The sequence below is a fragment of the Pseudomonas sp. Mb7 genome, from assembly GCF_054790525.1.
The window spans coordinates 4,126,442-4,151,631 of sequence record NZ_CP186501.1; the positions used below are offsets into that span (position 1 = coordinate 4,126,442).

Annotated in this window: 19 protein-coding genes and 1 pseudogene; 10 read left to right on the top strand and 10 right to left on the bottom strand. The window is 60.0% G+C overall.

Annotated features, from left to right (window positions below; all coding sequences use genetic code 11):
- Positions 1 to 2: 2 nt before the first annotated feature.
- The 8 genes from ACOYXH_RS18630 to edd all read right to left on the bottom strand — a co-directional run bounded on the left by ACOYXH_RS18630 (position 3) and on the right by edd (position 9,917).
- A complete protein-coding gene (locus ACOYXH_RS18630; RefSeq protein WP_093430462.1) occupies positions 3 to 848 on the bottom strand; it encodes a carbohydrate ABC transporter permease in 846 nt (281 codons plus the stop codon).
- The gene (locus tag ACOYXH_RS18635) at positions 841 to 1,749 is read right to left on the bottom strand and encodes a carbohydrate ABC transporter permease (RefSeq protein ID WP_095048188.1); all 909 of its coding nucleotides are present in this window, start codon (positions 1,747 to 1,749) and stop codon (positions 841 to 843) included. Before ACOYXH_RS18635 ends, ACOYXH_RS18630 begins: the two co-directional genes overlap by 8 nt.
- A 154-nt stretch (positions 1,750 to 1,903) precedes the next feature.
- Entirely contained in the window at positions 1,904 to 3,205 is a 1,302-nt protein-coding gene (locus ACOYXH_RS18640; RefSeq protein ID WP_016983700.1) for an ABC transporter substrate-binding protein, read from the bottom strand.
- Between the two features lie 130 nt (positions 3,206 to 3,335).
- Complete coding sequence (locus tag ACOYXH_RS18645) at positions 3,336 to 4,595, bottom strand: D-mannose isomerase (RefSeq protein ID WP_095048189.1); 1,260 nt, start codon at positions 4,593 to 4,595, stop codon at positions 3,336 to 3,338.
- A gap of 179 nt (positions 4,596 to 4,774) precedes the next feature.
- Complete coding sequence (locus ACOYXH_RS18650; protein ID WP_095048190.1) at positions 4,775 to 6,244, bottom strand: ATP-binding protein; 1,470 nt, start codon at positions 6,242 to 6,244, stop codon at positions 4,775 to 4,777.
- The gene (locus ACOYXH_RS18655; protein WP_003227460.1) at positions 6,234 to 6,965 is read right to left on the bottom strand and encodes a response regulator; all 732 of its coding nucleotides are present in this window, start codon (positions 6,963 to 6,965) and stop codon (positions 6,234 to 6,236) included. Before ACOYXH_RS18655 ends, ACOYXH_RS18650 begins: the two co-directional genes overlap by 11 nt.
- 175 nt (positions 6,966 to 7,140) lie before the next feature.
- Positions 7,141 to 8,094 (bottom strand): glucokinase, encoded by a 954-nt coding sequence (locus ACOYXH_RS18660; protein ID WP_460409865.1) that lies wholly within the window; start codon positions 8,092 to 8,094, stop codon positions 7,141 to 7,143.
- Positions 8,091 to 9,917: a phosphogluconate dehydratase gene (gene edd / locus ACOYXH_RS18665; RefSeq protein ID WP_053123026.1), complete on the bottom strand. Its 1,827-nt coding sequence runs from the start codon at positions 9,915 to 9,917 to the stop codon at positions 8,091 to 8,093. Before edd ends, ACOYXH_RS18660 begins: the two co-directional genes overlap by 4 nt.
- A gap of 220 nt (positions 9,918 to 10,137) precedes the next feature.
- Here edd and gap point away from each other — a divergent pair, with 220 nt between their 5' ends.
- The 9 genes and pseudogenes from gap to ACOYXH_RS18710 all read left to right on the top strand — a co-directional run bounded on the left by gap (position 10,138) and on the right by ACOYXH_RS18710 (position 20,795).
- Positions 10,138 to 11,139 (top strand): type I glyceraldehyde-3-phosphate dehydrogenase, encoded by a 1,002-nt coding sequence (gene gap, locus ACOYXH_RS18670; RefSeq protein ID WP_460409866.1) that lies wholly within the window; start codon positions 10,138 to 10,140, stop codon positions 11,137 to 11,139.
- Between the two features lie 190 nt (positions 11,140 to 11,329).
- Positions 11,330 to 11,857 (top strand): RNA polymerase sigma factor, encoded by a 528-nt coding sequence (locus tag ACOYXH_RS18675; protein WP_064391734.1) that lies wholly within the window; start codon positions 11,330 to 11,332, stop codon positions 11,855 to 11,857.
- Between the two features lie 94 nt (positions 11,858 to 11,951).
- Positions 11,952 to 12,917: a FecR family protein gene (locus ACOYXH_RS18680; protein ID WP_095048194.1), complete on the top strand. Its 966-nt coding sequence runs from the start codon at positions 11,952 to 11,954 to the stop codon at positions 12,915 to 12,917.
- Between the two features lie 121 nt (positions 12,918 to 13,038).
- Positions 13,039 to 15,624 carry a TonB-dependent receptor gene (locus tag ACOYXH_RS18685; protein ID WP_460409867.1) on the top strand — a complete coding sequence of 862 codons (2,586 nt, stop codon included), beginning with the start codon at positions 13,039 to 13,041 and terminating at the stop codon, positions 15,622 to 15,624.
- A gap of 111 nt (positions 15,625 to 15,735) precedes the next feature.
- Positions 15,736 to 16,332 (top strand): biliverdin-producing heme oxygenase, encoded by a 597-nt coding sequence (locus ACOYXH_RS18690; protein WP_095048196.1) that lies wholly within the window; start codon positions 15,736 to 15,738, stop codon positions 16,330 to 16,332.
- Positions 16,333 to 16,498: 166 nt separating this feature from the next.
- Positions 16,499 to 16,888 (top strand): YbaN family protein, encoded by a 390-nt coding sequence (locus ACOYXH_RS18695; RefSeq protein WP_095048197.1) that lies wholly within the window; start codon positions 16,499 to 16,501, stop codon positions 16,886 to 16,888.
- 485 nt (positions 16,889 to 17,373) lie between these two features.
- Positions 17,374 to 18,381 (top strand): annotated as a pseudogene (locus ACOYXH_RS18700) (methyl-accepting chemotaxis protein); the annotation flags it as partial.
- Positions 18,382 to 18,483: 102 nt separating this feature from the next.
- Positions 18,484 to 19,239: a methyl-accepting chemotaxis protein gene (locus ACOYXH_RS18705; RefSeq protein ID WP_400507418.1), complete on the top strand. Its 756-nt coding sequence runs from the start codon at positions 18,484 to 18,486 to the stop codon at positions 19,237 to 19,239.
- A gap of 206 nt (positions 19,240 to 19,445) precedes the next feature.
- Positions 19,446 to 20,795: a CoA transferase gene (locus ACOYXH_RS18710; RefSeq protein WP_460409868.1), complete on the top strand. Its 1,350-nt coding sequence runs from the start codon at positions 19,446 to 19,448 to the stop codon at positions 20,793 to 20,795.
- Between the two features lie 209 nt (positions 20,796 to 21,004).
- Here ACOYXH_RS18710 and ACOYXH_RS18715 read toward each other — a convergent pair whose 3' ends face one another.
- The gene (locus tag ACOYXH_RS18715) at positions 21,005 to 21,868 is read right to left on the bottom strand and encodes a DNA-3-methyladenine glycosylase family protein (protein WP_220556897.1); all 864 of its coding nucleotides are present in this window, start codon (positions 21,866 to 21,868) and stop codon (positions 21,005 to 21,007) included.
- Positions 21,865 to 23,292, bottom strand: a complete 1,428-nt coding sequence (gene arcD, locus ACOYXH_RS18720) for an arginine-ornithine antiporter (protein WP_095048201.1) — start codon at positions 23,290 to 23,292, stop codon at positions 21,865 to 21,867. The genes ACOYXH_RS18715 and arcD (ACOYXH_RS18720) overlap by 4 nt, the downstream gene beginning before the upstream one ends.
- Before the next feature lie 438 nt (positions 23,293 to 23,730).
- Here arcD (ACOYXH_RS18720) and arcD (ACOYXH_RS18725) point away from each other — a divergent pair, with 438 nt between their 5' ends.
- Positions 23,731 to 25,158, top strand: a complete 1,428-nt coding sequence (arcD, locus tag ACOYXH_RS18725) for an arginine-ornithine antiporter (RefSeq protein ID WP_095048202.1) — start codon at positions 23,731 to 23,733, stop codon at positions 25,156 to 25,158.
- Positions 25,159 to 25,190: the final 32 nt, after the last annotated feature.

A 25,190-nucleotide genomic window follows, 5' to 3' on the forward strand; every position in this document is an offset into this window, starting at 1 on the left:
GATTACCCCTTGACTGCGCCGGCTGTCAGCCCGCGCACGAAATACTTGCCTGCGACCACATAGACCAGCAGGGTCGGCAGGCCGGCGATCATCGCCGCTGCCATATCAACGTTGTATTCCTTGGCGCCGGTGCTGGTGTTGACCAGGTTGTTCAACGCCACCGTGATCGGTTGCGAATCACCGCTGGAGAACACCACACCGAACAGGAAGTCGTTCCAGATCTGGGTGAACTGCCAGATCAGGCAAACCATGATGATCGGCGTCGACATCGGCAGAATGATGCGGCGGAAAATCGTGAAGAACCCCGCGCCATCCAGGCGTGCAGCTTTCACCAGTGCATCCGGAATGCTCACGTAGTAGTTACGGAAGAACAGCGTGGTGAACGCCAGACCGTAAACCACGTGAATAAACACCAGACCGGTGGTGGTGCTCGCCAGGCCCATCTTGCCGAGGGTGAACGAGGCCGGCAGCAGCACGGTCTGGAACGGCAGGAAGCAGCCGAACAACAACAGACCGAAGAACAACTGCGAACCGCGGAAGCGCCAGAACGACAGCACATAACCGTTCAACGCACCGATGGCGGTGGAGATGATTACCGCCGGAACGGTGATCTTGATCGAGTTCCAGAAGTAACCGTCAACCGTGGCCCAGGCCTTGACCCAGCCGATGCCGCTGACCACGGTCGGCCAGCTCAGCAGGTTGCCGGTGCTGATGTCTTCCGGGGTCTTGAAGCTGGTCAGCAACATAACCACCAGCGGCACCAGATAAAGCAGTACGGCGATGATCAGCACCGCGTAGATCGCGATGCGACTCAGGCTGATAGCAGGTTTGGCAGCGAGACTAGTCATTGCGCTTGGTCCTCAGCTCGGAATACAGGTAAGGCACGATGATCGCGAGGATCGCACCGAGCATCAGAATCGCACTGGCCGAGCCCATGCCCATCTGGCCGCGACTGAAGGTGAAGGAATACATGAACATCGCCGGCAGGTCGGAGGAATAACCCGGGCCACCAGCGGTCATCGCCGCGACGAGGTCGAAGCTCTTGATCGCGATGTGCGCCAGAATCATCACCGCACTGAAGAACACCGGACGCAGGCTTGGCAGCACCACTTTCCAGTAGATCGTCGGCATGCTCGCGCCATCGATCTGTGCAGCGCGGATAATCGATTGATCAACGCCACGCAGGCCGGCGAGGAACATCGCCATGATGAAGCCCGAGGCTTGCCAGACAGCGGCGATCACCAGGCAGTAAACCACGCGATCAGGGTCGATCAGCCAGTCGAGACGGAAGCCTTCCCAGCCCCAGTCACGCAACAATTTGTCCAGGCCCATGCCCGGGTTGAGCAGCCATTTCCACGCGGTACCGGTAACGATCATCGAGAGCGCCATCGGGTACAGGTAAATGGTGCGGATAAAGCCTTCGCGACGGATGCGCTGGTCGAGGAACACCGCCAGCAACACGCCGATCACCAGAGTGATACCGATGAACATGCCGCCGAACACCGCGAGGTTTTTGCTCGCGACCCACCAGCGGTCGTTGTCGAACAACCGCGCGTATTGCGCCAGACCGGCCCACTTGTAGTTGGGCAGGAAGGTCGAGGTGGTGAACGACAGAATGAACGTCCACAGGATGTAGCCATAGAAGCCCACCAGCACGATGAACATGCTCGGCGCCAGCACCAGTTTGGGTAGCCAGCGTTGCAATGCATCGAACGGCGAGGCCTTGCTGAACACAGCAACAGAACTCATGGGGAAATCCAGTACAGGGAATAAAAACTACAGTGAGATCCCTTGTGGGAGCGAGCCTGCTCGCGAATGCGGTGTCAGTCGACGGATGGAGCAACTGACACAACGCCTTCGCGAGCAGGCTCGCTCCCACAGGAGAAGCCTGTGCTACCGACGCTTATTTGGACGACTTGATCGCTGCGCCCAGTTTCTTGGCGGTGTCGGCCGGGTCCGCTTTCGGATCGTTGATGTAGTTGGTCACGACATCAAAGAACGCGCCTTGCACCGCCAGCGTGGTCGCCATGTTGTGCGCCATGCTTGGTTGCAGGCCGCCGGACTTGGCGTCCGCCAGGAAGTCTTTGGCTGCAGTCTGTGCGCAGGAGTCGAAACCGAGCTTGTCCATGTTGTTCAACATGTCATTGCGAACCGGGATCGAGCCTTTGTTGATGCTGAAGACTTTCTGGAAGTTTTCACCCAGCACGACTTTGGCGATGTCCTGCTGACCGGCCGCAGTGCCTGCGTCCTTCTGCTTGAACACGGCCAGCGAGTCGATGTTGTAGGTGAACGCCTTGTCGGTGCCCGGGAAGGCTACGCACTCGTAATCCTTGCCGGCGACTTTCTTGGCAGCGGTCCATTCGGATTTGGCCCAGTCACCCATGATCTGCATACCGGCCTTGCCGTTGATGACCTTGGCCGCTTCCAGGTTCCAGTCCTGACCTTTGCCATCGGCGTCCATGTAGGTCGCGACTTTCTTCAGCTCGGTCAGCGCCTTGACCATTTCCGGGCCGGTCAGCGCGGCATTGTCCAGGTCAACCAGGGCTTTCTTGTAGCCATCGACACCCATGACCGAGAGCACCACGGCTTCGAACACGGTGCTGTCCTGCCAAGGCTGACCGCCGTGGGCCAGCGGAATGAAGCCCGCAGCCTTCAGCTTGTCGCCAGCGGCATAGAATTCTTCGAGGGTGGTCGGGTTCTTGGTGATACCGGCTTTCTTGAATACTTCCGGGTTGATCCACAGCCAGTTCACACGGTGAATGTTCACCGGTACGGCCACGTAATCACCGTCGTACTTCACGGTATCGGAGACTTTCTTGTCGAGCAGGCTGTCCCACTTTTCCGACTTGGCGACGTCTTTCAGCACGTCGGTGTCGAGCAGGCCGGTCGACGCCCATTCCTGGATGTCCGGGCCTTTGATCTGAGCAACGCCAGGCGGGTTGCCGGCGACTGCACGGCTTTTCAGCACGGTCATGGCAGTGGCACCGCCACCACCGGCGACAGCGCCGTCTTTCCAGGTGAAACCGTCTTTTTCGACTTGCGCCTTGAGCACATCAACGGCAGCTTTTTCGCCACCGGACGTCCACCAGTGCACGACTTCGACCGAACCTTTGGATTCGGCAGCGGAAACACTGAGAGGCAGAATTGCGAGCGGGAACAGGGAGGCGACAGAAATGACAGTAGCGAGGCGAGAAATCGCATTCATCTGAGATGTACCTTTCTTGTTGTTATGCATGCAAGTCTGGTGCTTGCGCTGCACAGGAGTTTAAACAGGACGTTTCCCTTCGCAGGTAACGAAGGGACGCGCAAATGTCACTACATGGTTACATGATTGGTCACATGGCAACGCTCTGGGACAACTGCGCCAGAGCCGTTGCCATACTCGGTGACAAGGGTAGACGAGGGATCAGCACGGCTTGCCAGGCGTGATACAGATCGGGTTTGCCCGGCCAGATATCGGCACTTGGCAGGTTTTGCGGATTGAGCTCGTGGCGCCAACTGCCGTCGCAACGGTCGATGAAATACGTTTCGCAGAATTCCCAGATCAGCCGGTACCAGGTTTCGTATTGCGCATCGCCGGTGCGTTTGAGCAAGGCGCTGGCAGCGGCACTGGCCTCGGCGTGCGTCCAATGCAGGCGATGGCGAACGACGGCTTTGTTGTCCCAGTCGAGGGTGTAGACGATGCCCGGCAGACCATCGACGTCCCAACCGTTGCGGCAATTGTTCTCGAACAGTTTTTGCGCATCGGTGGCGAGCCAACCGGGCGTGAGCATTCCGGCCTGCACCCGCGCCGCTTCGAGGTGCAGCAGCAGCCGCGCCCATTCGAAACCGTGGCCCGGCGTGGTGCCGTAAGGGCGGAAGCCGTCGGCGGGATTGTCGTGGTTGTATTCGCGTAGCGGCTGCCAGTCGCGGTCGAAGTGCTCGATGACCATGTAACCGTTGGCGGCGGCGTGCCCGTGAATGACGCGTTCGACGATGCGTTGCGCGCGAATTAACCAGCGCGGATCTTCGGTGACATCGGCCAGCGCAAGGAACGCTTCGGTCGCGTGCATGTTGCTGTTGGCGCCGCGATAGGCTTCTTCTTCGCTCCAGTCGCGATTGAAGAATTCGCGCATCGCGCCCTCTTCTTCGCTCCAGAAATACGTGTCGATGATGTCAATCGCATCATCCAGCAACGCCTGTGCGCCAGGGCGCTGTGCGACCACCGCAGAGCTGGCCGCAAGCGCAACGAAGGCATGCAGATAGGCGTTCTTGCCGGTGTTGTCATCGCGGTGTTCGGCGACCGCAAACCAGCCACCGTGCAGGGCATCACGCAACGGCCCGCGCAGGGCGGCGATGCCATGATCGACCAATTCGGCAAAACCCGGCAAACCCTGAATGTGGGCCATGGCGAAGCTGTGGGTCATGCGCGCGGTGTTCATGGTTTCGGCTTGTGCGTTCGCTGGCAGACGGCCGCGCTCGTCGAGGTTGCCAAAGCCTTCGGGCAGTTTCGATGCCTTGGCGAAATCCAGCAGGCGCAGGCCTTCGGCGGCGAGCCATTGCTGGTGGGCAGGGGCGTTCAGCCAACTGCTGAAGCCGGGGTGGAAGAGATCCATGGGTGGCCTTTTTTGTTGTTATGACTGCGGGGAGTCTAAACAACGGGTCGGGGTGGGCTTGTAACGAAGGGGGCGGGGTTTGTCACTGAGCGGTGACAAAGAGCTACCCCTCACCCCAGCCCTCTCCCTCTGGGCGGTCCGACGTTTCGGGAGGGCTAGGGTGAGGGAAAGCTTTTGACTCAATCCGCCGAACGCGGCAGCTGCAAGGTCACCCGCAACCCACCCTCACGCAGATTCTGCAGCGTCACTTCCCCACCATGGCTGTGGGCAATATTGCGCGCGATGCCCAACCCCAAGCCATAACCCTGCTGCTGCCCCGCCAGACGGAAGTGCGGTTCGAACACTTGCTCCAGCCGCTGCTCTGGAACACCCGGCCCTTCATCGTCGACGTGCAGAACAAACGCGCGCTCATCGTCGTCGATGTGCAAATGCGCGTTTTGCCCGTACTTCAACGCATTGTCGATCAGGTTACCGATGCAGCGTTTCAACGCCAGCGGCTTGCCCGGATAAGCCGCCAGCGCCTTGCCCTGCTGCGTCACGCGGCCATTGCCGTTCGGCGCCAGATACGGTTCCACCAGACAGTCGAGTACATGGTTCAAGTCCACCGGTTCGATGTTCTCGTGGATGTCGGTGTCCTTCACACATTGCAGCGCGCCTTTGACCAGCAGTTCCAACTCATCCAGATCACGGCCGAACTTGGCCTGCAGCTTTTCGTCTTCAAGCAATTCGACGCGCAAGCGCAAACGGGTGATTGGTGTGCGCAGGTCATGGGAGATCGCGCTGAACAACTGACTGCGCTCGGTGAGGTAGCGGCTGATGCGCTCGCGCATGGTGTTGAAGGCGCGGCCTACTTCGACCACTTCACTGCCGCCGCCCTCAGCCACTGGCTCGACGTCGGCACCTAGCGACAAATCCCGCGCCGCCCGCGCCAGACGCTTGAGCGGCCGGCTCTGCCAATGCACCAGCAGGCCGATAAACAGCAATAGGAATCCACTGGTGAGGACGATGAACCACACCTGTTGCGAGGGCAGGCCTTGCTCTTCAAGACTGGTGTACGGCTCCGGCAACAGCGAGGCGATGTACAGCCATTCGCCCGGGGCCATTTGAATCTGCGTGACCAACACGGGCGGATTCACCGGCTCCAGGGTCAACGCGTAATGCGCCCAGGAGCGTGGCAGCTCATCGAGTTTCAGCCCAGCATTGAAGATGCGCAGATCCTCAGGACTGACGAAGGTCACCGAAATATCGGTGTCATGGCCCAACGTCTGCCGCAGCACCTCGTCGACGGCTTTCATCACCGCCGCTTTGCGCGGCGTCACCGGCAGCACGTCCATGCCCAACGGCTTGTCGTTGAGCGTCACCACGAATCGCGTGCCGCCCATGCTGCGCAATTGATCGAGCACCAACGGCCGATAAGCCACCGGCAACGAGCGGAAGTAACTGACGCTGGCGGTCATCGAATGGGCGAGGCTGCGGGCGCTGGTGACCAGGCCTTCGAGCTGCGTAGCGCGCAGTTGCGAGACCCAGATCACGCTCGACAAGGTCTGCGCGAACAGCACCGCGAGCAACGTCAGCAGCAACATCCGCCCGAGCAGCGAACGCGGCATCGGCACTTTAGCGGCGAATTTGCGCAGCGACTCAGTGACCATTGCCGGCAACCACGTTGGCTGCCAGTTGGTAGCCGCTGCCGCGCACCGTGCGAATCAGTCGTGGCGGTTTCTCGGTGTCGCGCAGACGCTGGCGCAAACGGCTGACGGCCATGTCGACGATGCGATCGAGCGGCATCAGGTCGCGGCCACGGGTGGCGTTGCCGATGGTGTCGCGGTCGAGAATTTCCTGCGGGTGATCGAGAAACAGTTTCAGCAGGGCGAAGTCGGCACCGGAGAGAATCACTTCCTCGCCGTCGGTGTGAAACAGCCGGTGACTGACCATGTCCAGCCGCCACTCGTCGAAGGCCAGCACGTCACTGCCGCTGCGCTCCTGACCGAATTGCGCACGACGCAGCAATGCCTTGATGCGCGCTTGCAGTTCGCGGGGGCTGAAGGGTTTGCCGAGGTAGTCGTCGGCGCCGAGTTCCAGACCGATCACGCGGTCGGCTTCGTCGGAACTGGCGGTGAGCATGATGATCGGCACCTGCGCCTGACGCGGATGCTGACGCACCCAACGGCACAGGCTGAAGCCGTCTTCGTCGGGCAGCATGACATCGAGGATCACCAGATCGCTCGGCGCCTCGTTGAGGGCCTGACGGAAACTGGCACCGTCGGCGGTGGCCCGTACCTGAAACCCGGCGCGGGTCAGGTAGGTTTCCAGCAACTCGCGTATTTCCTGGTCGTCATCGACCAACAATATCGACTTGTTGACTGAGCTCACTTCGAAGGCATCCTTGTTGTTGGAATTGGGGCGGATTATGCCTGATGAACCGATCGTTCCCACGCTGATCGTTCCCACGCTCTGCGTGGGAATGCCTCTGGGGACGCTCCGCGTCCAGTGACGCGGAGCGTCACGGGCTGCATTCCTTTGCTGCGCATGGGAACGATCTCACGCTTCAGCCTGCCTGTTCCAGAGCCACACCCGCGCCAACCAGTCCGGAATACGGCGCTGTCACCAGCCACACCGGGATGCCTTTGAAGTAATCGCTCATGCAACCTTTGTCAGCGAAGCTGCGGGCAAAACCGCTTTCGAGGAAGAAATCGGCGAAGCGTGGAATCACACCACCGACGATATACACCCCGCCACGTGCGCCCGTGGTCAGCACGTTGTTGCCGGCCACACGGCCGAGCCAGCAGCAGAACTGCTCCAGCACTTCCAGGGCAATCGGATCACCCGCAAGACCTGCCGCCGTGATCGCTTCCGGCGTATCAAGCGTTGGCTCATGCCCATCCACCGCACAGATCGCCCGGTAAACCCGTGGCAATCCACCGCCGCTCAACGCAGTTTCGGCGCTGACATGGCCGATTTCGTTGTGGATGTGCTGCCACAGCTGCGTTTCACGCGGACTGCTCAACGGCAAATCAACATGCCCGCCCTCACCCGGCAATGCCGCAAAACGGCCTTCGCCCAAATCGAGCAAGGTGCCGACGCCAAGGCCAGTGCCCGGGCCGATCACCACCGCCGGACGCAACGGCTCTGGCGTGCCCTCGCAGACCACGCGGAATTCGCCGGGCTGCAAACGGGTCATGCCCAGCGCCATCGCCGAGAAGTCGTTGACCAGCAACAACTGCTCGACCTGCAAGGTTTTGCAGAACGCTGTGCGACTCAAGCGCCAGTGATTGTTGGTGAATTTGAATTCATCACCACTGACCGGACCTGCCACGGACAAGCACACCGAACCGATCGAACCCGGCACCAGACCGAGCCCGCTCAGATAGAGGCTGATCGCCTCTTCCGGGCTGGCGTGGTCGGCCGTGGCCAGCACCTGAACCGATTCCAGTTGCTGGTTTTTCCACAACGCAAACCGCGCGTTGGTGCCTCCGATATCACCGACCAAAGCCAGTTTCAATTAAGCGTCTCCAGGGCAGAAGTGAAGGCGCTGGCGCCCTGCTCCGCCGAGCTGAAGGCCATGCGCATGAAGCCAAACAGTTCGCGCCCGCTGCCGATGTTGTTGCCCAACAGGCCTTTGGCGGGTTCGCGCGCTGCAAATTCTGCGGCGTCGACCTTCAGTTCCAAGGTGCCTTTGACGCCATCGACGCGGATGATATCGCCCTCTTGCACGCGCGCCAAAGCGCCACCGACATAAGCTTCCGGGCTGACGTGAATCGCTGCGGGGATTTTCCCCGAGGCGCCAGACATCCGCCCGTCGGTCACCAGCGCGACTTTGAAGCCGCGATCCTGCAGCACGCCGAGGAACGGCGTCATCTTGTGCAGCTCGGGCATGCCATTGGAACGCGGGCCCTGGAAGCGCATCACGGCGACAAAATCTTTTTCCAGCAGTCCGGCCTTGAACGCGTCGGCCAGATCCTGTTGATCCTGGAACACCATCGCCGGTGCTTCGACGATCTGGTTTTCCAGGGCGACGGCGGACACCTTCATCACACCGCGACCGAGGTTGCCTTCCATCACCCGCAAACCGCCTTCCTGCGAGAATGCACGGGCGACCGGGCGCAGGATGTTTTCGTCGAGGCTGTCGACCGGACCTTCGCGCCAGACCAGTTCACCGTTATCAAGGAACGGTTCCTTGGTGTATTTGCTAAGGCCGTGGCCGAGCACGGTATTGACGTCTTCGTGCAGCAGGCCGGCGCCGAGCAGTTCGCGGATCAGGAACGACATGCCGCCCGCTGCCTGGAAGTGGTTGATGTCGGCTTTGCCGTTCGGGTAAACGTGACTCAGGGTCGGCACGACTTCGGAGAGGTCGGCCATGTCCTGCCAGGTCAGTTGAATGCCCGCCGCCATGGCGATGGCCGGCATGTGCAGGGTGTGGTTGGTCGAGCCGCCGGTGGCATGCAGCGCAACGATCGAGTTGACCAGCGACTTCTCGTCGACGATTTCACCGATCGGCATGAAGTTGCCATTTTGTTTGGTCAGACGCGTCACTTGGTGCGCGGCTTCACGGGTCAGCGCATCACGCAGCGGCGTGTTCGGATTGACGAAAGAGGCGCCCGGCAAGTGCAGGCCCATGACTTCCATCAGCAACTGGTTGGTGTTGGCGGTGCCGTAGAAGGTGCACGTGCCCGGGCTGTGGTAGGACTTCATCTCCGATTCCAGCAGCTCTTCGCGGGTGGCTTTGCCTTCGGCGTACTTCTGACGCACATCGGCTTTTTCCTTGTTGGAAATCCCCGAGACCATCGGCCCGCCCGGGACGAAAATCGTCGGCAGGTGACCGAAACGCAGCGACCCCATCATCAGGCCCGGCACGATCTTGTCGCAGATGCCGAGCATCAGCGCGCCGTCGAACATGTTGTGCGACAGCGCCACAGCGGTCGACATGGCGATCACTTCGCGGCTCGGCAGGCTCAGTTCCATGCCCGGCTCGCCTTGGGTCACACCGTCGCACATCGCCGGCGTGCCGCCAGCAAACTGGCCGACCGAGCCGATTTCGCGCAGGGCGTTCTTGATCTGTTCCGGGAAGACTTCATACGGCTGGTGCGCCGAGAGCATGTCGTTATACGAAGAAACAATGGCGATGTTCGCCGAGTTCATCATCCGCAGGCTGTGCTTGTCTTCGCTGCCGCAACCGGCCACGCCGTGGGCGAAGTTGGCGCATTGCAGCTTGCCGCGCATCGGCCCGTCAGTGGCGGCGCCGCGAATCAGTGCAAGGTAAGCCTGACGCGTGGCGCGGCTGCGGGCGATAAGCCGTTCGGTGACCTCAAGGACGCGGGGATGCATGTGTAGAACTCCAGGCTAACGGATGTGGCGACCTGATTGTCTATGCTGATCAAACGCCGTTGTTGTTGGAATGACAGACGGCTTTTTTGACCATTCGGACCAGTTGATTCAGGTCACTCGTTGTAGATAAAACAAAATATTGCCATTAAAAAGGCTTGTTTTCTATTTTTATGCGAATAATCTTGTAATTCCAACAACAAAACGACGGCGGCGCTGTTCCATGACTCTTCGAATCGCAATCAATGGTTTTGGCCGCATCGGCCGTAATGTCCTGCGCGCACTGTATACCCAAGGCTATCGACAGGATCTGCAGATCGTCGCCATCAATGATCTGGGCGACAGCTCGATCAATGCTCATCTGCTCAAATACGACACCGTTCACGGCACGTTCGACGCTCAGGTCGAGCATGACAACGAAAGTCTGACCGTCAACGGCGACCGCATTGCGGTCAGCGCGATTCGCAACCCGGCCGAATTGCCATGGGCGGCGGAAAAGATTGATGTGGTGTTCGAATGCACCGGTCTCTTTACCGATCGCACCAAAGCGGCCGCGCATATTACTGCCGGCGCGCGCAAAGTGATCATTTCGGCCCCGGCCAAAGGTGCCGACGCCACTGTGGTTTATGGTGTGAACCACGACATTCTGCGCCAGTCGCACCAGATCATCTCCAACGCTTCGTGCACCACCAACTGCCTGGCGCCAGTGGCGCAAGTGCTGCACCGCGAGCTGGGCATTGAAAGCGGTCTGATGACCACCATTCACGCCTACACCAACGACCAGAACCTCACCGACGTCTATCACACCGACCCGTACCGCGCGCGTTCGGCCACGCAGAACATGATCCCGAGCAAGACCGGCGCTGCTGAAGCAGTGGGCCTGGTGCTGCCGGAACTGGCGGGCAAACTGACCGGCATGGCCGTGCGCGTGCCGGTGATCAATGTGTCGCTGGTGGACCTGACCGTACAGCTGAAAAAAGAAGCCAGCGCCGAGGAAGTCAACGCGCTGATGAAGTCCGCGAGCCAGCACTCGAAGATTCTCGGTTTCAACACCTTGCCGCTGGTGTCCAGCGACTTCAACCACAACCCGCTGTCGTCGATCTTCGACGCCAACCACACCAAAGCCAGCGGCAAACTGCTGAAAGTGCTGGCCTGGTATGACAATGAGTGGGGCTTCTCCAACCGCATGCTGGATAACTGCCTGGCGCTGTGTAACGCGGAGTAAATCCCGTATCCCTTGTAGGAGTGAGCCTGCTCGCGATTGCTATCTGTCAGTCACAGATGTTGTAGCTGATCTACCGCTATCGCGAGCAGGCTCACTCCTACAGGGTTTTGTGCTGTATTTAAAATCAGGGCTTGACCATTCAACTAGATGATAAGCATTATCATTCGCTTGAAATCGATCAGGTCCTCCCGTGAGTCAATCGCGCTTCAACCACGTCTTCCTCACCCAGCGCACATCCTTGCTGCGAACGCTGGAACGGATGGTCAACAATCACAGCACCGCTGAAGACCTGTTGCAGGAGACCTACCTGCGTGTGACGCGGGCGTTGAGCGAGCGGGCCATTGATCACCTCGAACCTTTTGTCTTCCAGACCGCACGCAATCTTGCGCTGGATCATTTGCGTGCGCGCAAGATCCATTCGCGGACCATGGTCGATGACGTGCCGCAGGATGTCGTGCACAGCATTGCCGCCCCTGCCAGCAGCGCCGAAGATGCCGCCCACGCCGAACAGATGCTGGAGCGCCTGAACGTGAGCCTCAGTCAACTCAGCCCCCGCCAGCAGCAGATTTTCATCCTCAGCCGTTTGCACGGGAACAGTTATCAGGAAATCGCCGACGAGCTGAATGTTTCCCTCAGCACCGTGCAGAAAGAACTGAAGCTGATCATGAGCATTTGTATCGGCGTCGCCGAACGACACGACAGCAGCGGCAAGCTGTAAGCTTCAAGCTCCAAGTAAAAACGAAAAGCAGTACACGCATCTGGCTTGCAGCTTGACGCTAGAAACTGCTTCGCCAGAAGCCCGAGGAAACACCGTGACGGACACCCACCGCTCGCCTTCGCCGGATTCGGTGCAGGACGCTGCAAACGCAATGGACCAGGCTCTGGACTGGCTCATCGTGCTCGGCAGCCCGGACGAGGAGCAGACCCGGCAATTTCATGCCTGGCTGGCGGCCGATCCGTTGAATGCCGAAGCGTTCGCCAAGGCCCAGGCGATCTGGGATGGTCCGCAAGTCGCCCAATGCGCGCAAAGCCTGGCGGCCAAACCTGCGAAGGTCACTTTTCTCAAGCGTCTGCGTCCGCACTGGAAACCACTGGCCACTGCCGCCGTGCTGATCCTCGGTTTGTTCAGTTTCAGCAATTTGCCGATGCGCCTTCAGGCCGATCACCTCACGGTGGTTGGCGAGCGTCAGCGCCTGCAACTGGAGGACGGTTCGAAAGTCCTGCTCAATACCAATTCTGCATTCTCCAGCACCATCAACGATCAAAAACGTGTCGCGCGGCTATACCAGGGCGAAGCGTTTTTCGAGATTGCCAGTGGCCGCAGCCAACCCTTGGAAATCGACGCCGGTCCGGTTCGCGCCAGCGTGCGCGATACCGCATTTGCCGTGCGTTATCTCGATGGCGTGGCGCAGGTCAACGTGCAGCGCGGCGATGTCGATCTGCAGGCGACGCATAACGACGCTCGCGTGCGTCTGACGGCGGGTGAGAGTATTCGTATCGGCCCCAACGGTTTCGACCGCCCGGCCAAACTCGATGCCAACACGGACCTGGCCTGGGTCCAGGGCCGACTGGTGTTCGAGAACTGCCCGCTGAATCAGGTGCTGGCCGAATTGCGCCGCTACTACCCGGGCTGGATCATCAACAACAACGAGCAGTTGGCCGACGTCGCCGTAACCGGCAATTACCGTCTCGACCAGCCGCTCGACGTGGTCCGCTCCCTCGCTCAGATCACCTCGGCGCAACTGAAAGAATTCCCCGCCCTGGTCATCCTGAACTAAATGAGAATTATTTTTACTCGATAGCCAACGTTAGTACGTCTCGTTATAGCCAATGCAATTGATTCGCAACAAGCGAGTCAATCAGCACCTATAAAGATTCGTGCGACACGGAGCGCTATCGATGTCCTCACGCCTTACCCGCCAGACTTCTTCCCCTTCCCGCGTACTGTCGCTGCTGACAGCGGCCATCCTGATGGCGGGCACTGCGCCGCTGATGGCGGCCACCGAGCAACCGACGCGCAACATGGGCGATTACTCGTTCGCCATCGGCCAGCAGCCGCTGGTGTCGGCGCTCAATGCCTTCACCGCCGTGACCGGTTGGCAAGTCGGCTTGCCGGCAGAACTGGGTCAGGGCGTGTCGTCGCCGGGCGTGCGTGGCTCGCTGCCACCCGAAAAAGCCCTGGAGCGCCTGTTGGTGGGGACCAACCTGAGCTTCCGCAAAATCAGCAACAACAACGTCGTGCTGGAAAAGCGCAACGCCAGCGGCACGCTCAATCTGGATCAGGTGACCATCAGCGCCACCCGTCAGGAGCAGTCGGTCAACAGCGTGCCGGCCACCGTCACCGTGCAGACCCGTCAGGATCTGGACCGCAACAATGTCAACACCATCAAGGATCTGGTCCGCTACGAGCCGGGTGTGTCCGTCGGCGGCGCCGGTCAGCGTGGCGGCATCAGCGGCTATAACATTCGCGGCATCGACGGCGACCGCATCCTGACTCAGGTTGACGGCGTCGAAGTGCCGGACGGTTTCTTCAACGGCCCGTACGCCAAGACCCAGCGCAACTACGTCGATCCGGAAATCGTCAAACGCGTGGAAATTCTCCGTGGCCCGGCCTCGGTGCTGTACGGCAGCAACGCCATCGGCGGCGCCGTCAGCTACTACACCCTTGATGCCGACGACATCATCAAGCCGGGCAAAGACGTCGGTGCGCGCCTGAAAACCGGTTACAGCTCCGCCGATGACAGCTGGCTGAAGTCCGCTACCGTTGCCGGCCGCGCCGACCAGTTCGACGGTTTGCTGCACTACAGCCAGCGCGACGGGCACGAGACCGATTCCTACGGCAGCAACAATGGCACTGGCCTTGAGCGCACCGCCGCCAACCCGGAAGACGTCAACGCCTACAACGTGCTGGCCAAGATCGGCTGGAACTACAACGACGATTCGCGTCTGGGCCTGACCTACGAAAAGTACAAGGATGATCGCGACACCGATCAGAAAAGCGCTTACGGCGGCCCGTACTTCAACGGCGCGCCGACCATCCCCAACAGCGTGCTGCCCGGCGGCATGTACCAGTGGCGCACCGGTAACGACACCATCACCCGTGAGCGTTTCGGCATCGAACACTCGTTCGCCCTCGACAGCCTGCTGGTCGACAACGTGAAGTGGAGCCTCAACCATCAGATCGCCAAGACCGACCAGAGCACCACCGAGTTCTACTACCCGATCACTCGTAAGGTGCTGCGTACTCGCGACACCATTTACGAAGAGAAACAATGGGTCTTCGATGCGCAACTGGACAAGGCGTTCGCCATTGGAAACACCGATCACGTACTGACTTACGGCACCACCATCAAGCAACAGAAAGTCACCGGTTCGCGCAGCGGCGACGGCACTTGCCTGGCCGTCGGTCGCGGCTGCACCGCGATCGGCGCAACCAGCACCGCTGACGTGTTGGCCAAGGCCACCGACTTCCCGGACCCGACTATCAACACCTACAGCTTGTTCGCTCAGGATCAGATCAGCTGGAACAGCTGGACCTTCCTGCCGGGCCTGCGCTACGACTACACCCAGCTCAAGCCGCACATCACTCAGGAATTCCTCAACACCGTGGCGGCGGACGGCCAAGGCACGGTCAGCGACGAGAACAAGACCTGGCACAAAGTCTCGCCGAAATTCGGCCTGACCTACGCCCTGTCCGAGAATTACACCTGGTACGGTCAGTACGCTGAAGGTTTCCGCACACCGACCGCGAAAGCCCTGTACGGTCGCTTCGAAAACACCACCACCGGCTACAGCGTGGCGCCGAACCCGGACCTCGAACCGGAAAAAAGCAAAAGCTATGAAACCGGTCTGCGCGGCAACTTCGAACACGGCTCGTTCGACGTGGCGGTGTTCTATAACAAGTATCGCGACTTCATCAACGAAGACGCTGTGACCCCGGGACGCAACGAGCTGACCTTCCAGTCGGCCAACATCAAGCACGCCACCATCAAGGGTGCGGAAGTCAAAGGTCGCCTGAACCTGGATGCGTTTGGCGCGCCGCAAGGCCTCTACACCCAAGGCTCGATTGCCTACGCCTACGGTCGCAACAACGACAACGGCGAGCCGATCAACAGCGTCAACCCGCTGACCGGCGTGTTCGGTCTGGGTTACGACCAGGACAACTACGGCGGCCTGCTGAGCTGGACCTTGGTGAAGAAAAAGGATCGCGTCGACGACAGTAACTTCAAGTCGCCGGATGGCGTCAGCAGCCAATTCAAAACCCCGGGCTTCGGCATTCTTGATCTGGCCGGTTATTACAAAGTCACCGACGACGTCACCGTCAGCGGCGGCATCTACAACCTGACCGACAAGAAATACTGGCTCTGGGATGACGTGCGCGGTTACGACAGCGTCGGCGAAGCCTCGGTGACGCAACCGGCCAACCTCGATCGCCTGACCCAACCGGGTCGCAACTTCGCGATCAATCTGATCTGGGACATCTGATCCGGCCAACCTCACTGCGCGTGTTCAGTCACCGCGCCGTGAGGTTTTTTTACGCTTGCACGTCGCCTTGTTCGTCTCGTTATCAAGCGCCTCTTTTATCAAGGACATGTCATGACCACTTCGGAAAAAGCCCTGCGTTCACAACGCCTGAACCAGATCACCCACGAGCCGCACAACAAGCTCGACGCCCTGGTCAAAGCCCACGCGCCGTTCGAGACCCGCGCCAATTTCGCCCGTTTTGTCGTCGCGCAGTACCTGTTCCAGTCGGAACTGGTCGATCTGTATAACGACGCCGAACTGACCGCCATCGTCCCGGATCTGCCGGCCCGTTGCCGCGCCGAAGCGGCCAAGGCTGACCTCGCCGATCTCGACACTGAAGTACCGGCAGCGGTCGCAGGCGCAGTGAAAAATCCGAGCAAGGCTCGCGCACTGGGCTGGATCTTTGTCTCCGAAGGTTCGAAGCTCGGTGCGGCGTTCCTGATCAAACGCGCGGTGGCGCTGGAGCTGAGCGAAACCTTTGGCGCCCGTCACCTCGGCGAGCCTGAAGGTGGCCGTGCCGAAGGCTGGAAAAGCTTCGTGCGCACCCTCGATTCGCTGCAGTTCACTGCCGAGGAAGAAGCCGAAGTCGAGCAAGGCGCGATCGACGCGTTCAACCGCTTTACCGTGCTGCTGGAACAGGCTTACGCCACCGAAGCCGAACCTGCCTGATTCCCGACACACCACAAAACCCTGTGGGAGCTGGCTTGCCAGCGATGGCGGTATGTCAGTCAACTTTGTAGTCACTGATCGACCGCTATCGCTGGCAAGCCAGCTCCCACAGGGATCTTCACAAATCTGTAAGATCCCCATCTCGCCTCACAGCAATCCCGAGCCCATGCCGCAACCCGCCTCCTCGAAACTCGCCCGCGTGCTGTTCGGCCTCTTGGCCTACGTCAGCCTCGGCATCGGCCTGATCGCCATTGTCGTGCCCGGCCTGCCGACCACCGAGTTCATCCTTCTCGCCGCCTGGGCCGCGACTCGCAGCTCGCCGCGCCTGAGTGCCTGGCTGGAAAACCATCGTTTGTTCGGGCCGATCCTCAGCAACTGGCGCAACGGCAAGATCATCGCGCGCAAGGCCAAGGTCAGCGCGACGGTGAGCATGTTGCTCTGCGCAACCTTGATGCTGGTGATGCTCGACCACGGCTGGCCGGTCTATCTGGCGATTGCCGGGATGAGCCTGGGTAATCTGTGGATCTGGTCGCGACCGGAAGCCATCCCTGCTTGAACCCACAACGTCTTCACACTGAAACATCCCTGTAATTATTCGCTTTTTCAGCACTTTCTCCTGCGCAAACGTTTAGCGCTGACCGTCCGTCGGCACGCGCCTCATGACCTCTGCTTCCACGCCGATGAGCATTGAATGGCGCTGAATGGATTTGGCGAACCGGGTAGCTCCTGCCCGAATGCCACCCGTTTATTCATTCGCGAGATCGCCCCATGTTCGACGCTCTGTCCATTCGCCTGAAAATCGTCCTGCTCTCCGGTCTGTGCCTGCTCGGTGTGGTCGCGCTGATCGTCGGCATGAACATCTACCAGACCAACCAGAACGACGAACTGGTCAGTAACTCCAGCAATAAATTGCTCACCGCCAGTGTGCAAAATCTGTTGCAAGCCAAAGCCGCCGAACAAGCCGTGCGGGTGCAGAAAACCTTCGGCGAAAGCCTGACGGTGATCACGGCCGTGGCTGACCAGATCAAGGACATGCGCGTCATGGCCGCCAAGCGTTCGCTGGACGCCGGCGCCTTGCGTGAAGAGTTGAACCTGAGCCTGAAAACCGCCTTCGAGCGCAACGACAAAGTGCTCGGTATCTGGCTCGCCTTCGAACCCAACGGCCTCGACGGCAAGGACAGCGAATTCGCCAACGACGCCGCTCGCCAGTCCAACGAAGCCGGACGTTTGGCCACCTACTGGAGCCGCGCTGGCGGCGCCTCGCTGAACACCATCATGGTCGAAGAAGACCTGACCAAAACCACCCTCAGCGTCAGCGGCACGCCGTACAACAGCTGGTACACCTGCCCTCGCGATGCCAAGCGCACCTGCCTGCTCGACCCGTATGCCGACACTGTCGGTGGCAAGGAAATGCTCATGACGACCATTTCCGTCCCCCTGATCGTCGACGGTAAAGCCATCGGCGTGGTCGGTGTCGACATCGCCCTCGACGCCCTGCAAGCGGCGGCCGTGGATTCCCAGCGCAATCTGTTCAACAACGCCGGGCACATGCTGATCGTCTCTGGCAGCGGCGTGCTCGCTGCCGACAGTTCCGACGCGACCAAGGTCGGCAAGAAAATCAGCGACACCCTCGGCGCCGATGGCAAGGATGTGCTGCAACTGCTGACCTCCGGCACACCGAAGATTCTTGAACAAGGTGATTTGATTCGCGCCGTTTACCCAGTCGATCCAATTGGTAACTCGCGCGCCTGGGGCGTGGTCATCGACTTGCCGAAACAAGTACTGCTGGCTGACTCGGTCAAGCTGCAAGCGGTGCTCGATGATGCTCAGGAAACCGGTGTGATCACGGCGCTGCTGGTTGCTGTAGTCGCCGGTCTGGTTGGCCTGCTGCTGATCTGGCTGACCGCGTCCGGCGTCACCCGGCCGATCAACAGCGTCGCTGAGATGCTGAAGAACATTGCCAGCGGCGAAGGCGATCTGACCCAGCGCCTGAACTACAGCAAACAAGATGAACTGGGCGAACTGGTGAACTGGTTCAACCGTTTCCTCGACAAGCTGCAACCGACCATCGCGCAGATCAAACAGAGCATCACCGAAGCCCGTGGCACCGCCGACCAGTCTTCGGAAATCGCCCGCCAGACCAGTGAAGGCATGCAGGTGCAATTCCGCGAGATCGACCAGGTCGCCACCGCCTCCAACGAAATGAGCGCCACCGCCCACGACGTCGCCAACAGCGCCTCCAACGCGGCCAATGCCGCGAAAGGTGCCGATCAGTCGGCCAAGGACGGCATGTCGATCATCGAGCGCAGTACCCGCGACATCAATCAACTGGCCGACGAAGTCAGCAAAGCCGTGACCGAAGTTGAAGCGTTGGCAGTCAACAGCGAGCAGATCGGCTCGGTGCTGGAGGTGATACGCAGCATCGCCGAACAGACCAACCTGCTCGCCCTCAACGCAGCGATCGAAGCGGCTCGCGCCGGTGAGAGCGGCCGTGGTTTCGCCGTGGTTGCCGACGAGGTACGCAACCTCGCCAAGCGCACGCAGGATTCAGTGGAGGAAATCCGCATCGTCATCGAGCGCATTCAAACCGGCACCCGTGGCGTGGTCGCGACCATGCATTCGAGCCAGACCCAAGCGCACAACAACGCCGGGCAGATTCGTCAGGCGGTGGATGCGCTGGGCAAAATCAGCGACGCGGTGACGGTGATCAGTGACATGAACCTGCAGATTGCCAGTGCGGCTGAGCAGCAGAGTGCGGTGGCCGAAGAGGTCAATCGCAATGTCTCGGCGATTCGCACCGTTACCGAAACATTGACTGAACAAGCCACTGAGTCGGCGGCGATCAGCAGCCAGCTCAATGCCCTGGCCAGTCAGCAGATGAAGTTGATGGATCAGTTCCGCGTCTGACCCCGCCACTCAATCCACCACAAAACCTTGTGGGAGCTGGCTTGCCAGCGATGACGGCACATCAGTCAGTACATTGTTGACTGACACTCCGCTATCGCTGGCAAGCCAGCTCCCACAGGGTCAAGTGGCAACCCTGCAATCGGGGATTTCATCTGACCCGACATTCTTTTGCACTATCATCGCCCTCTCGCTCCGGAGGGCCTTCGATGACTGATTTACTCACGTCCATTCAAGCCGAACTCGGTTTGTCGCACACGCCGATTCCGTTCACCGACCGAGGCGCCCTGCCCTCGGCGTTCGCCGTCACTGAGCTTGCCTGCGCCAGCATCGCAGCGGCCGGTCAGACCGTCAGCGAATTGCTCCGGCAGCAGACCGGTCAGCGACCTGTCGTTGAAGTCGATCGTCGATTGGCCTCGTTCTGGTTCGCCACATCAATCCGTCCCATCGGCTGGCAAGTCCCGCCACTGTGGGATCCCGTCGCTGGCGATTATCAGACCCGCGATGGCTGGATCCGCCTGCACACCAATGCCCCGCATCACCGCGCCGCCGCTGAACGCGTGCTTGGTGCCTGCGCCGACCGTGGAGCGATGGCTGCCAAAGTCGCGCAATGGGCGAGTACGGATCTGGAGCAAGCGGTGGTCGAGGCCAAGGGTTGTGCCGCGCAAATGCGCAGTTGGGTGCAGTGGCAGACGCATCCGCAGGGGCTGGCGGTGAATGCCGAGCGGCTGGTGCATTTCATCGATTCGCCAGATGAAAACGCCCAACCATGGCAAGGCTCGGTGGCGCAACCGTTGGCCGGGATCAAGGTGCTGGATCTGACACGCGTGCTCGCCGGCCCCACCGCCAGCCGTTTTCTCGCTGGCCTTGGCGCCAACGTGTTGCGCATCGATTCCCCGACCTGGAATGAGCCTGGTGTCGTTCCGGAAATGACCCTCGGCAAACGTTGCGCGCGGCTGGATCTGCACGACCCGGCGGATCGTGCAGTTTTCGAGAATTTGTTGAAAGACGCCGACATTCTGCTGCACGGTTACCGTGCTGATGCTCTGGAGAATCTTGGTTTCGGCGTTGAGCGCCGTCGCCAAATCGCGCCGGGCCTGATCGACGTCGGCCTCAACGCCTACGGCTGGAACGGCCCGTGGCAGAACCGTCGAGGCTTTGACAGCCTGGTGCAGATGAGCAGCGGCATTGCCGAGGCCGGGCAGCGCTGGCAGCAGGCAGACAAACCGACTCCGTTGCCGGTGCAGGCGCTGGATCATGCGACGGGGTATTTGCTGGCGGCGAGTGCGCTTCGACTGTTGACCGAGCGTTTGAACACGGGTCGCGGTGGCTCGGCGCGGTTGTCGCTGGCGCGGACGGCGAAGTTGTTGATCGAGCATGGGCCGGGGACAAGTGAGGCATTGCGGGCGGAAGATGAGCAGGATCAGGGTTCATTTCTGGAACAGACCCCGTGGGGCCCGGCGCATCGCTTGCAGGTGCCGGTGAAGATCAGCGGCACATCTATTCAATGGGCTTTGCCGGCTACGGAATTGGGTTCTCACCAACCACGGTGGGCTTAAAAAGCCCCTCACCCTAACCCTCTCCCAGAGGGAGAGGGGACTGATTGGGGGATATTGAAGAGATTCACCGACTTGATCGATTGGCGCTGAATCCATAATCGACTCGGGCTTTCAGGTCGATGGACAGCGCAAGACACCTCGGTCGGCCCCCTCTCCCTCCGGGAGAGGGCTGGGGTGAGGGCTGCAATTTCAGGCCGATCGATGATGTTTCAATCTGCCCGGCTCAAAGATGTCCACAAAAGCTGCGCCGCATACCCTCGATAAGGCCGCCAGGTCTCAGCGCGCAAAGCCAATTCCCGCGCTGTCGGCCGCTCGCCTTCCAGCACCTCCAGCGCTCGCAACAACCCGACATCGCCATGGGGAAACCCATCCATATCCTGCAACTGCCGCAACGCAATGTACTGCGCCGTCCACTCGCCAACCCCATGCAACGCCAACAACCGCGCCACGCCACCCTCGCGATTCGGCTCGAACAATGAAGGTTCTTCCAGCAACGCCTGCGCCACCCCCGACAGCGTCCGACCGCGACTCTTTGGCATGCCCAGCGCCGCCAGATCTGCCGCCGCCAATACGTGCGCCTCGGGAAATACATGCGTCAATCCGGGCACGGTGGAATCAAGCGGCGCGCCATATTGCGCCACTAGTTTCCCCGCCAGGCGAATCGCCGCAACCACGGTAATCTGCTGCCCGAGCACCGCGCGAAAGGCCAGTTCCAAGCCATCCCACGCCCCGGGAATCCGTAATCCCGGACGCTCGGCAATCAACCGCGCCAGCAACGGATCATTCGCCAGATGCGCATGCATCACCGCCAGATCCGCATCCAGATCAAACATCCGCCGCAACCTGACAACGATCTCGGGCACCACCAACGGATCAGGAAAATCCAGCTCAACGGCCAAGGCATTCCCTGCCTCAGGCCAAATTGAAACCGTGCCATGAAGCCCGTTCAAACCGATGCTGCGTGAATACACACCATCGACCACAACCTCCATCCCGACCACCGCCCGCGCCGCGAGAAACCCCAACATCGCCGCCCAGTCATACGGCGGCTGATACGCAAGCGACAACCTCACAACGACAGCACACCGCTGTACAACCCATACGCCGCCAGCCCCGCGCCGATAACCACGCAGGTAAAAATGCCCTTCTCGATATGGGTGAACAACGGCTCGCCCTGTTCATGCTTAGCCTTGGCAAACAAAATTACCCCCGGCGCATACAGCAACGCCGACAACAGCAAATACTTCACCCCACCGGCATACAGCAACCACACCGCATACCCCAGCGCGATGCCGCCGATCAGCAAATCCTTGGTGCGCTCTGCCGAGGCATGCTCATAGGTTTCGCCACGCCCGCTCAACAGCACTGCATAGGCCGCCGACCACAGGTACGGCACCAGAATCATCGACGACGCCAGATAAATCAGACTGGTGTAAGTGCCCGCCGAAAACAGCGTGATCAACAGGAAGATCTGGATCATCACGTTGGTCAGCCACAACGCATTGACCGGGACGTGATTCTTGTTTTCCTTTTTCAGGAACGCCGGCATGGTCTTGTCCTTCGCCGTGGCAAAGAGAATCTCCGCACACAGCAGCGCCCACGACAACAACGCGCCGAGCAGGGAAATCGCCAGGCCAATGCTGATCAACAAGGCGCCCCACGGCCCGACAATGTGCTCGAGCACCGCCGCCAGTGACGGGTTCTGCAAATTCGCCAGTTCCGGCTGGCTCATGATCCCCAGCGACAGCACGTTGACCAGCACCAGCAGCGCCAGCACGCCGATAAAACCGATCACCGTGGCGCGGCCGACGTCGCTGCGTTTCTCCGCCCGCGCCGAGTACACACTGGCACCTTCGATGCCGATGAACACGAACACCGTGACCAGCATCATGTTGCGCACCTGATCCATCACCCCGCCGAAGTTCGGGTTGCTGGTGCCCCAGATGTCGCGGGTAAAAATGTCAGCCTTGAATGCGACCGCCGCGATAACGATGAACATGATCAGCGGTACGACTTTGGCCACCGTGGTCAGTTGATTGATCAGCGCCGCCTCCTTGATCCCGCGCATCACCAGAAAATGCACGGCCCACAGCAGCACCGACGCGCAGCCAATAGCGATTGGCGTGTTGCCCTGACCGAACACCGGAAAGAAATAACCGAGGGTGCTGAACAGCAGGACGAAATAACCGACGTTGCCCAGCCAGGCGCTAATCCAGTAGCCCCAAGCCGACGAGAAGCCCATGTAGTCGCCAAACCCGGCCTTGGCGTAGGCGTATACGCCGGAATCCAGCTCGGGTTTGCGATTGGCCAGGGTCTGAAAGACGAACGCCAGCGTCAGCATGCCGATCGCGGTAATCCCCCAACCGATCAGGATCGCCCCGGCGTCGGCGCGTGCCGCCATGTTCTGCGGCAGCGAGAAAATCCCCCCACCAATCATCGAACCCACCACCAGGGCGATCAACGCGCCTAATCGCAGCTTTTGCGTCGGTTGCGACATTTCAGTTTCCCTTTGAAGTGTGGTGAGCGTGCATTTGTAACAACGATTAACTAAACGGATAAAGGTAGATGACGTTTATCAGGTAACGCCAATTAACGCCTGTTTATATATAGCGGATGACGCTAACGCCTAGCACGTTAAGACAGTTTTGTGCGCTGATCCCGATAAATCAATTCTGTACTGAAAACAGAGGCGGAAAATTTGCCAAAAGCTGAAAAAGAACTAGCGTGATAATTCGAAAGTAATAATAGCCATTCCCAAAGATGTAGCCACAACGCCTCTAGGACGGGCCTTGCGGGCAGGAGCTTTATGCCTTCAGCCGAAGCCTAAGTCATTCATTAACAATGGAATGTGACCATGCACTGATCTAAGTCAGCTGTTTGAACAGACAACAGAACTACGCTGTGATCTCTTCTCTCCTGCAATGGAGTCATGCAAATGTCTGAAGCTCCCGGAAAACTACGACTAGGTGCACTGGTTGCATTGGTAGTCGGTTCAATGATCGGTGGCGGGATATTCTCCTTGCCTCAAAACATGGCCGCCAGCGCCGACGTCGGTGCGGTACTTATCGGTTGGGCCATCACCGCTGTCGGCATGCTCACCCTCGCTTTTGTCTTCCAGACCCTCGCCAATCGCAAGCCTGACCTGGACGGCGGCGTCTACGCCTACGCCAAGGCCGGATTTGGCGATTACATGGGGTTCTCGTCCGCTTGGGGTTACTGGATCAGCGCCTGGCTGGGTAACGTCGGTTACTTCGTTCTGCTGTTCAGCACCCTCGGCTATTTCTTTCCGATTTTCGGTGAGGGCAACACCGTTGCTGCGGTGATTGGCGCCTCGGTGCTGCTGTGGGCGGTGCACTTTCTGGTGCTGCGCGGGATCAAGGAAGCGGCGTTCATCAACCTGGTGACCACGGTCGCCAAGGTCGTACCGTTGCTGCTGTTCGTGTTGATCGCGGTGTTCGCTTTCAGACTGGACATCTTCACCGCCGACATCTGGGGCATCAAAAATCCGGATCTGGGCAGTGTGATGAACCAGGTGCGCAACATGATGTTGGTCACCGTGTGGGTGTTCATCGGTATCGAGGGCGCGAGCATCTTCTCGGCCCGCGCCGAAAAACGCTCGGACGTCGGTAAAGCCACCGTGATCGGCTTCATCACCGTGCTGTTGTTCCTGGTGCTGGTGAACGTGCTGTCGCTGGGCATCATGACCCAACCGGAACTGGCGAAACTGCAGAACCCGTCGATGGCCGCCGTGCTTGAGCATGTGGTCGGTCACTGGGGTGCGGTGCTGATCAGCGTCGGGCTGATCATCTCCTTGCTGGGGGCGTTGCTGTCGTGGGTGCTGCTGTGTGCGGAGATCATGTTCGCCGCCGCCAAAGACCACACCATGCCGGAGTTCCTGCGTAAGGAAAACGCCAACCACGTACCGGTCAACGCCCTGTGGCTGACCAACGCGATGGTGCAGATTTTCCTGATCATCACGCTGTTCTCGGCCAGCACTTACCTGTCGCTGATCTACCTCGCCACCTCGATGATCCTGGTGCCGTACCTGTGGTCGGCGGCCTACGCCCTGCTGCTGGCGGTGCGCGGTGAAAGTTACGAAGGCTTCGCGGCCGAACGGCGCAAGGATCTGATTATCGGCGGCATCGCCCTGATCTATGCGGTGTGGCTGCTGTATGCCGGCGGGGTCAAGTACTTGCTGCTCTCGGCCCTGCTCTACGCACCCGGCGCGATCCTGTTCGCCAAGGCCAAGCTGGAACTCAAACAACCGATTTTCACTAACGTCGAGAAGTTGATTTTCGCCGCAGTGGTCGTGGGTGCCCTGGTGGCTGCCTACGGTCTCTACGACGGCTTCCTGACTCTGTAATCCCTGATTGTTTTGTTATCTGGAGGATCTGA

What these genes read in the sequence shown, in the direction of transcription:
- ACOYXH_RS18630 (WP_093430462.1), bottom strand. Translation starts at nt 848, where the DNA reads ATGACTAGTCTCGCTGCCAAACCTGCTATCAGCCTGAGTCGCATCGCG.
- ACOYXH_RS18635 (WP_095048188.1), bottom strand. Translation starts at nt 1,749, where the DNA reads ATGAGTTCTGTTGCTGTGTTCAGCAAGGCCTCGCCGTTCGATGCATTG.
- ACOYXH_RS18640 (WP_016983700.1), bottom strand. Translation starts at nt 3,205, where the DNA reads ATGAATGCGATTTCTCGCCTCGCTACTGTCATTTCTGTCGCCTCCCTG.
- ACOYXH_RS18645 (WP_095048189.1), bottom strand. Translation starts at nt 4,595, where the DNA reads ATGGATCTCTTCCACCCCGGCTTCAGCAGTTGGCTGAACGCCCCTGCC.
- ACOYXH_RS18650 (WP_095048190.1), bottom strand. Translation starts at nt 6,244, where the DNA reads ATGGTCACTGAGTCGCTGCGCAAATTCGCCGCTAAAGTGCCGATGCCG.
- edd (WP_053123026.1), bottom strand. Translation starts at nt 9,917, where the DNA reads ATGCATCCCCGCGTCCTTGAGGTCACCGAACGGCTTATCGCCCGCAGC.
- gap (WP_460409866.1), top strand. Translation starts at nt 10,138, where the DNA reads ATGACTCTTCGAATCGCAATCAATGGTTTTGGCCGCATCGGCCGTAAT.
- ACOYXH_RS18685 (WP_460409867.1), top strand. Translation starts at nt 13,039, where the DNA reads ATGTCCTCACGCCTTACCCGCCAGACTTCTTCCCCTTCCCGCGTACTG.
- ACOYXH_RS18690 (WP_095048196.1), top strand. Translation starts at nt 15,736, where the DNA reads ATGACCACTTCGGAAAAAGCCCTGCGTTCACAACGCCTGAACCAGATC.
- ACOYXH_RS18695 (WP_095048197.1), top strand. Translation starts at nt 16,499, where the DNA reads ATGCCGCAACCCGCCTCCTCGAAACTCGCCCGCGTGCTGTTCGGCCTC.
- ACOYXH_RS18705 (WP_400507418.1), top strand. Translation starts at nt 18,484, where the DNA reads ATGCAGGTGCAATTCCGCGAGATCGACCAGGTCGCCACCGCCTCCAAC.
- ACOYXH_RS18710 (WP_460409868.1), top strand. Translation starts at nt 19,446, where the DNA reads ATGACTGATTTACTCACGTCCATTCAAGCCGAACTCGGTTTGTCGCAC.
- arcD (WP_095048201.1), bottom strand. Translation starts at nt 23,292, where the DNA reads ATGTCGCAACCGACGCAAAAGCTGCGATTAGGCGCGTTGATCGCCCTG.
- arcD (WP_095048202.1), top strand. Translation starts at nt 23,731, where the DNA reads ATGTCTGAAGCTCCCGGAAAACTACGACTAGGTGCACTGGTTGCATTG.